The 6210-nt window shown below is 60.4% G+C and carries 6 protein-coding genes; 3 read left to right on the forward strand and 3 right to left on the reverse strand.

Annotation, left to right across the window (positions count from 1 at the left end; genetic code table 11):
• Window positions 1-29 precede the first annotated feature (29 nt).
• On the reverse strand, window positions 30-2309 hold the full coding sequence (locus A3722_RS03580) for a M10 family metallopeptidase (protein WP_067915914.1): 2280 nt from the start codon (window positions 2307-2309) through the stop codon (window positions 30-32).
• A 202-nt stretch (window positions 2310-2511) separates the two neighbouring features.
• Between A3722_RS03580 and A3722_RS03585 the strand changes: the two genes are divergently transcribed.
• The 3 genes from A3722_RS03585 (at window position 2512) to rfbC (ending at window position 5053) form a co-directional block, all read left to right on the forward strand.
• The gene (locus A3722_RS03585) at window positions 2512-3423 is read left to right on the forward strand and encodes an N-acetylneuraminate synthase family protein (RefSeq protein ID WP_067626411.1); all 912 of its coding nucleotides are present in this window, start codon (window positions 2512-2514) and stop codon (window positions 3421-3423) included.
• 9 nt (window positions 3424-3432) lie between these two features.
• Window positions 3433-4380: a class I SAM-dependent methyltransferase gene (locus A3722_RS03590; RefSeq protein ID WP_082849337.1), complete on the forward strand. Its 948-nt coding sequence runs from the start codon at window positions 3433-3435 to the stop codon at window positions 4378-4380.
• Between the two features lie 118 nt (window positions 4381-4498).
• Window positions 4499-5053, forward strand: coding sequence for a dTDP-4-dehydrorhamnose 3,5-epimerase (gene rfbC, locus A3722_RS03595; protein ID WP_067626414.1), 555 nt, complete (start codon window positions 4499-4501; stop codon window positions 5051-5053).
• A 20-nt stretch (window positions 5054-5073) separates the two neighbouring features.
• Here the strand turns inward: rfbC and A3722_RS03600 are convergent, their stop codons facing one another.
• The gene (locus A3722_RS03600; RefSeq protein ID WP_067626416.1) at window positions 5074-5958 is read right to left on the reverse strand and encodes an SMP-30/gluconolactonase/LRE family protein; all 885 of its coding nucleotides are present in this window, start codon (window positions 5956-5958) and stop codon (window positions 5074-5076) included.
• Between the two features lie 18 nt (window positions 5959-5976).
• Window positions 5977-6210, reverse strand: a 234-nt coding sequence (locus A3722_RS03605; protein ID WP_236627337.1) for a hypothetical protein, incomplete at its 5' end; no start/stop codon positions are given.

Genomic DNA, 6210 nt, shown 5'->3' on the forward strand with positions numbered 1-6210 from the left:
AGTAGGGCAGGGCGGGCTGGGCCGCGGGATCAAAGGATGATCAGGAGCGCGTCTTCCAACGCGCTGAGATCCGTCACCGCCTCAAAGGTGAGAGACAGATCATTGTCAAAGGTCAACACGCTGTTGCCATTCACAACCGAGCCATAGGCCGAGATCACCTCCGCCCCCGTGCGCGCCGTGCCATAGATGCCGTCGTGTAATTCGACCCGGTCTTCGACAGCACGGAAATTGATCAGCAGATCCTCTCCGTCACCGCTGCCAAAGATAAAGGTATCGGCAAGGGTGCCCCCCAAGATCGTGTCATTGCCGGCACCGCCTTCGATCAGGTCGTCCCCTTGGGCGCCGTAGATCAAATCGTCCCCATCACCGCCGCGCAGCGTGTCATGGCCGGTGGCCCCGTAAAGCGTGTCATTGCCCGCGCCGCCAGTGACGGAGTCGCGCCCGAGATTGCCATAGACCTCATCATTGCCGTCGCCGCCATGGACCGTATCCCAGCCCGATCCGCCTGAGAGGAAATCGTCGCCCGCGCCACCTTCGAGGTGGTCTTCGCCTTCGCTGCCATAGATCTCGTCATCGCCCGCATCGCCATAAAGGGAATCCCAGCCGGTGCGTCCAAGGATCGTATCGTTGCCGCCGCCCCCATGGACGATATCAACGCCATTGCCCGGGCTGATCCAGTCGTTGCCCTCGCCGCCTTCGATATAGTCTACGCCGGTGTTGCCGAGCAGGCTGTCGTCGCCATCCCCCCCATAGAGACTGTCGGCCCCGGTGCCGCCCCGCATCGTGTCCTGACCGATGCCACCATGCAATTCATCGGTCGAGGTGTCGCCCAAGATGCTGTCGTTCCCGGCCCCGCCATAGAGGAAATCACCGGTGAAACCGCCATCGAGCGTGTCATTGCCTTCGCCGCCATAGAGACTGTCACTGCCCAGCCCGCCAAAGAGACTGTCGTTGCCGCCATTGCCGTGAATCTCATTGCCCACCCGGTTGCCGGTCACATGGTCGTCGCCCGCGCCGACCTGCAGGTTTTCAAGCAGGGTGTCTTCGGCGATCCGGATGTTGCCATTGCCGCGGAACAGGCCGGTGCTGGCACCCGGGGTCAGGTCGATATCCAGTGCGGTGGTGCTGTTGCTCAGGTCAACAAGGTCGGTGCCGCCGGTGTCAAACAGGGTAAAGGCGATCGTATCGCCTTCGAAGGTCGTCCGCGAGATGCTCTCACCGGAATAGAGGTTGCGCAGCACGGCCCCGAGATAGCCCTCGACGGTGCTGTTTTGGAACCACACGGTATCGCCTTCATTGCTCTGTGCTCCGCCGCCATAGAGCATTTCTGCCGCCAAGATATCCGCGATCATCGGCGTGATGGGCAAAGCGTAATCGGCGGAGACATAGGTGTTCTGGTTCTGGCTGAAGTAGGACATCACCGTGGTTTGGTAGCTGTCGTTCAGATAGTGGTTGCTGCTGCCGAAAGTGGCATTGCCATTGTAGTTTCCCGCATGGCCCAGACCCAAGGCATGGCCGATCTCATGCAGATAGGTGAAGAAACCATAGCTATCGAGCGTCGTGCCATAGGAATCGATCCAATTGGTGCCGACGTTGATGTTGGAAAAATTGATGAACCCGGTGGACGGGAAAAAGGACCCCGGCCCTGCAAAGGCGCCGTCACGGGCATCATCAAACCGCAGATGCGCGGTAGAAGAGGTCGTGCGCTGAAAGGTCAGGCCGGTTACGTCGGACCAGCTGTCCAAGGCCCATTCCGCCAGACGCTGGCCCTCAACCGTGAGATTGCTGATGTTATAGGTAAGCGTGTCGCCCGCGACCGCATCGAAACGCAGGGTGGTGGGGTAGCCCCAGAAAAACTCCGTCTCGAATGTGGCGATCTGGGTCGGGGTCAGCACCGTGTCTGTCACCGCAAGCGTATATTGACCGCTGTTAAACCCAAAGCCGCGCACATCGAGATAGAAAGTCCCCGTGGTGGTGGCGCTATATTCGATCAGCGAAAAGAGGTTGCTGCCCAGATCGTCGATTTCCTGAAGCAAGCGCCCCGTCGCATCGCGCAGGGCCAAGACCGTGTCCGACAGGCCAACCGCGCTGCCGCCCGTGCCCCAGACCGAGAACAGATAATCGACACCGGCTTCCAGATCGATCGCAATCCAGTCACTATCCCCTGAGGCGATCTGTCCATCAAAAGTATCGTCCAGTTCGATGCGATAGCGGGTCGAAACCCCATCACTGGCATCGATGCCTTCAATCAGGGCGTTTTCAGCCGTCACGGATTGGGTTTCCGAAAATGCGGTGCGCAGAGCCTTCATCGATCTACCTCATAGGGATTGCTATCATCTGGTGCCGACTGTCACTCCCGGAAAGGCACGCCTATCGACCTGCAAGCTTAATACCAAATTTTTGGGGCACAAAGCGAGGTTAATTCTTCGGCATGGTTGCTTGAGGGCTTTACAAGAGCATGGTAGCTGAAACGTCTGGGTGTCAGGCCCGATGTAGAAAAGGTTGCTTTAAATGTCAGATACCCCCGCCCCCGTTCAGGTCATCGCCGAAATTGGCTGTAACCATAAAGGTGATATGGAGATCGCGAAGGAGCTCATTCGCGTTGCTGCCACCGTCTGCGGGGCAGATGTTGCTAAGTTTCAAAAACGCCACAACCGTGAGCTTCTGTCGGTGGTAGAATATGACACGCCGCACCCCAATCCGGCGAATTCCTATGGCGACACCTATGGTGCGCACCGCGAGTTTCTTGAGTTCGACACCGACCAGCACCGCGAGTTGATCGACTGCTGCACAGAACATGGCATCGCCTATTCCACGAGCGTCTGGGACCTGACCTCGGCCAAAGAAATGGCGGCTCTGAACCCGCCGTTGTTGAAAATTCCTTCGGCCACCAACCAGCATTACGACCTGCAGGGGTATCTTTGCGAAAACTACGAGGGCGAGATTCACGTCTCGACCGGCATGTCCACGGGCAATGAGATCTCGGATCTGGTGAACTTCTACGCCGAGCGGGGCCGGGCCAAGGATCTGGTGGTCTATAGCTGCACCTCCGGCTACCCGGTCGACTTTGAGGATATTTGCCTTTTCGAGATCCGCAATCTGATGGAAAAATTCGGGGCCACCGTGAAGGGGATCGGTTTCTCGGGGCACCATCTGGGCATTGCTGCCGATGTGGCCGCACTGGCCGTGGGGCGGGCGATGCAGCAAGATGGCAAGGGTACCTTTACCCATATCGAGCGTCATTTCACTTTGGACCGCACTTGGAAGGGCACCGACCACGCCGCCTCGCTTGAGCCGGACGGGATGCGCCGCCTGTGCCGCGATCTAAAGAACGTCGATCTGGCACTGGCCTATAAGGGCCAAGAGATCCTGCCGGTCGAGCAGGTTCAGCGCGACAAGCTCAAGTGGAACAAAAGCGCCTAAGGCTGCATCATGCGCCGCCTTTTGGGACGACTCCGCATGGCATTGATGGTGCGCAGCGACAGGCTGCGCACCGCCCAATGGTTCTATAAGTCCGAACCTGCGGCTTTTACCCGGCTTGCCGATGCGCAGGCGGCCCCCGCGTGTCCGGCCTGTGCCGCAGCGGCAGAATGGTCCAGCGATTACCCCTCGCGCGCCAAACCCTTTGCCCGGCACCGCGTGCTTTATTGCACCCATTGCGGCTTGGGGTTTGTGCGCGACATGGGCGCGGTGCTTGCCCGCTATTACCGCGAAGATTACGGCCGCTCCAACCGGGGGGACAGGCAACTGCCGCCAGCGGAATATTTCGCAGCTCAGGTGGCAGGCGCGGATCCGGCATTGGAAAAATACGCCGATCGGGTGCAGCGTCAGATCGATCTGCTGCGCCAGCACGATGCCCGTTTTGATCGGGTGCTGGATTACGGCAGCGGGCCGGGGTATTTTTTGCATGCCAGTGGGGCGGCACAGGCCCATGCGATCGAACCCGATGAGATGAGCCATAAATATCTCGATTACCTCGGCGCCACCCGCCATGCCGATGTGCAAAGCCTGCCTGCAAAGAGCTTTGACACCATCGTCGCCTCCCATGTGATCGAACATCTCCCCAGTGAGGAATTGCAGCCAACGCTTGAACGGCTTTTGGCGGCGCTGGCGCCGGGCGGGCGGCTGTTGATTGAGGTGCCGCAAGGTGGGCATAGCTACCTGCGGCTGGCGGGGCATCGGCAGGATCCGCATACGCTGTTCTTCACCGGTCAGGCCTTGGTCGAGGCCGTGACCTCGGCGGGGGGGGACATCCTTTATCAGATGGCTCTGGGCCGGGTGCATAACCCACGGCGCGAAAAGCCGATCTATCGCCCCAAGGGGCCGCCCTTTTTCCAGACCGCGCGGGGGTCTTTGACGGTGGTCTGCACCGCGGCCTGACCTAGTGGCCTGCCCGGGCGGCCTGCCTGTCGGCAGCCCCCATTGGACGCCTCCTACAGGATGGGTGACCTTTGCGCCCGCGCGTGCCAAAAAGGGCCAAGCACAGTAGAGGGCCCTCATGCAGATCGAAGAAACCACCCTTCCCGGCGTCTTGGTCCTGACCCCGCAACGCCACGGCGACCGGCGGGGTTTTTTCAGCGAAAGCTGGAACCGCGCCCGGATGGCGGCGGCGGGGCTGGACTATGACTTTGTGCAGGACAACCATTCGCTTTCGTCCCAGAGCGGCACCTTGCGGGGGCTGCACTATCAATCGCCGCCCCATGCGCAGGCCAAACTGGTGCGCTGCGGTCAGGGCGCGCTCTGGGATGTGGCGGTGGATTTCAGAGCCGGATCGCCCAGCTTTGGCCAATGGGTCGGCGTGGAATTGACCGCCGAGAATGGCCGTCAGCTATTGATCCCGGCCGGTTTTTTGCATGGGTTTGTCACCCGTGCCGCCGATACCGAGATCATCTATAAATGCACCGATTACTATGCCCCGGAATGCGACGGTGCGGTGGCGTGGGACGACCCCGATCTCGGCATTGATTGGGGCATTGCCGGCCCTGTATTGTCGGACAAGGATGCGGCAGCGCCCAGATTGGCTGATATCACATCGCCCTTTGCAGAGACGTAAAAGCGCGTGGCGGGTTCGCGTTATCTGCGCCTGCCGCCGATATCCATGCGCCGCGGCAGAGGGCCGGGCACGTCCACCTGCAGGCTATAGAGCCCCCCATCCCCGGCCACGCTATCTGCCCCCCGCGATAGGCTGGTCACAAAAAGGGTCTTCATATCCGCGCCGCCAAAACAGGGCATTGTGACCATTTCCGCTGGAATAGAGACGGATCCCAAGCGTTCGCCCTCGGCCGAGAACCGGTGGATCCGGCCTGCATATATGCCCGCGCTCCAATAGGCGCCAAGGGCATCCATCGCGCCGCCGTCGGGCTTGCCGTCGCCTTCTTTGTAGGTCACGAAGCGGCGGCGGTTGCTGAGCGTGACGGTGACCGGGTCATACTCCCAACAATCGATCCAAAGTGCGCGGGTATCGGCAAGATAGAACCTATCTCCATCACGGCTCCACTCCATGCCATTGGCCGTTGTTAGGCCCTCAAGCATGGTGGTGACTTGCCCGTCACCTGTAATACGCAGAACCACACCGACAGGGCCGCGATCACTGGTGTCCTGCATCGTCGAGACCCAAAAGGCGCCATCCGGCCCAACCTTGCCGTCATTGGTCCGCATATCAGGGGCCATGGCGGGAATGGGATAAGCCAAGTCGCGTGCTTCGCTTTGCGGATCAAAAACCCAAAGCCCGGATCGCCCGGAGACGATGACCTCGCCACTTTCAGCCAGACCGCAACAGGAAATGACCTCTGGCCAGTGCCAGACAGCATGCGCTCCGGTCTGCGGGTCCAGTTGGTGCAGCGCCGGGGCTTTGATGTCGACCCAGTATAGCAGGCCAGCGCGGTCATCCCATGCAGGCCCTTCCCCAAGACCGAAGGTGAGGTCGGGCAGTAAGCGTGTGACAGGGGAATGGTGCATGGGGCTCTCCGATATCGCTCAAGCGGCGGGGGATGTGGCAAGCACTTCTGCCAGACCCGCCAGGTCCGTATCGCTTACGCTGTCTTCAAGGATGACCGGCTCAGAGGCATGGGTGCAAAAATGAACCGGCAGGCTCTGCTCAAGGCTGCGCAGTACGAAACCGGAGAGTTCCAGCGCCGGAGAGGGCTGGGTGTCGGTCACCGCGCCCTCGAAATCATAGTGCAGTGTCGCCATATCGCCCTGCACAGACAA

The organism is Sulfitobacter sp. HI0027 (assembly GCF_001634775.1).
GTDB lineage: Bacteria > Pseudomonadota > Alphaproteobacteria > Rhodobacterales > Rhodobacteraceae > Sulfitobacter.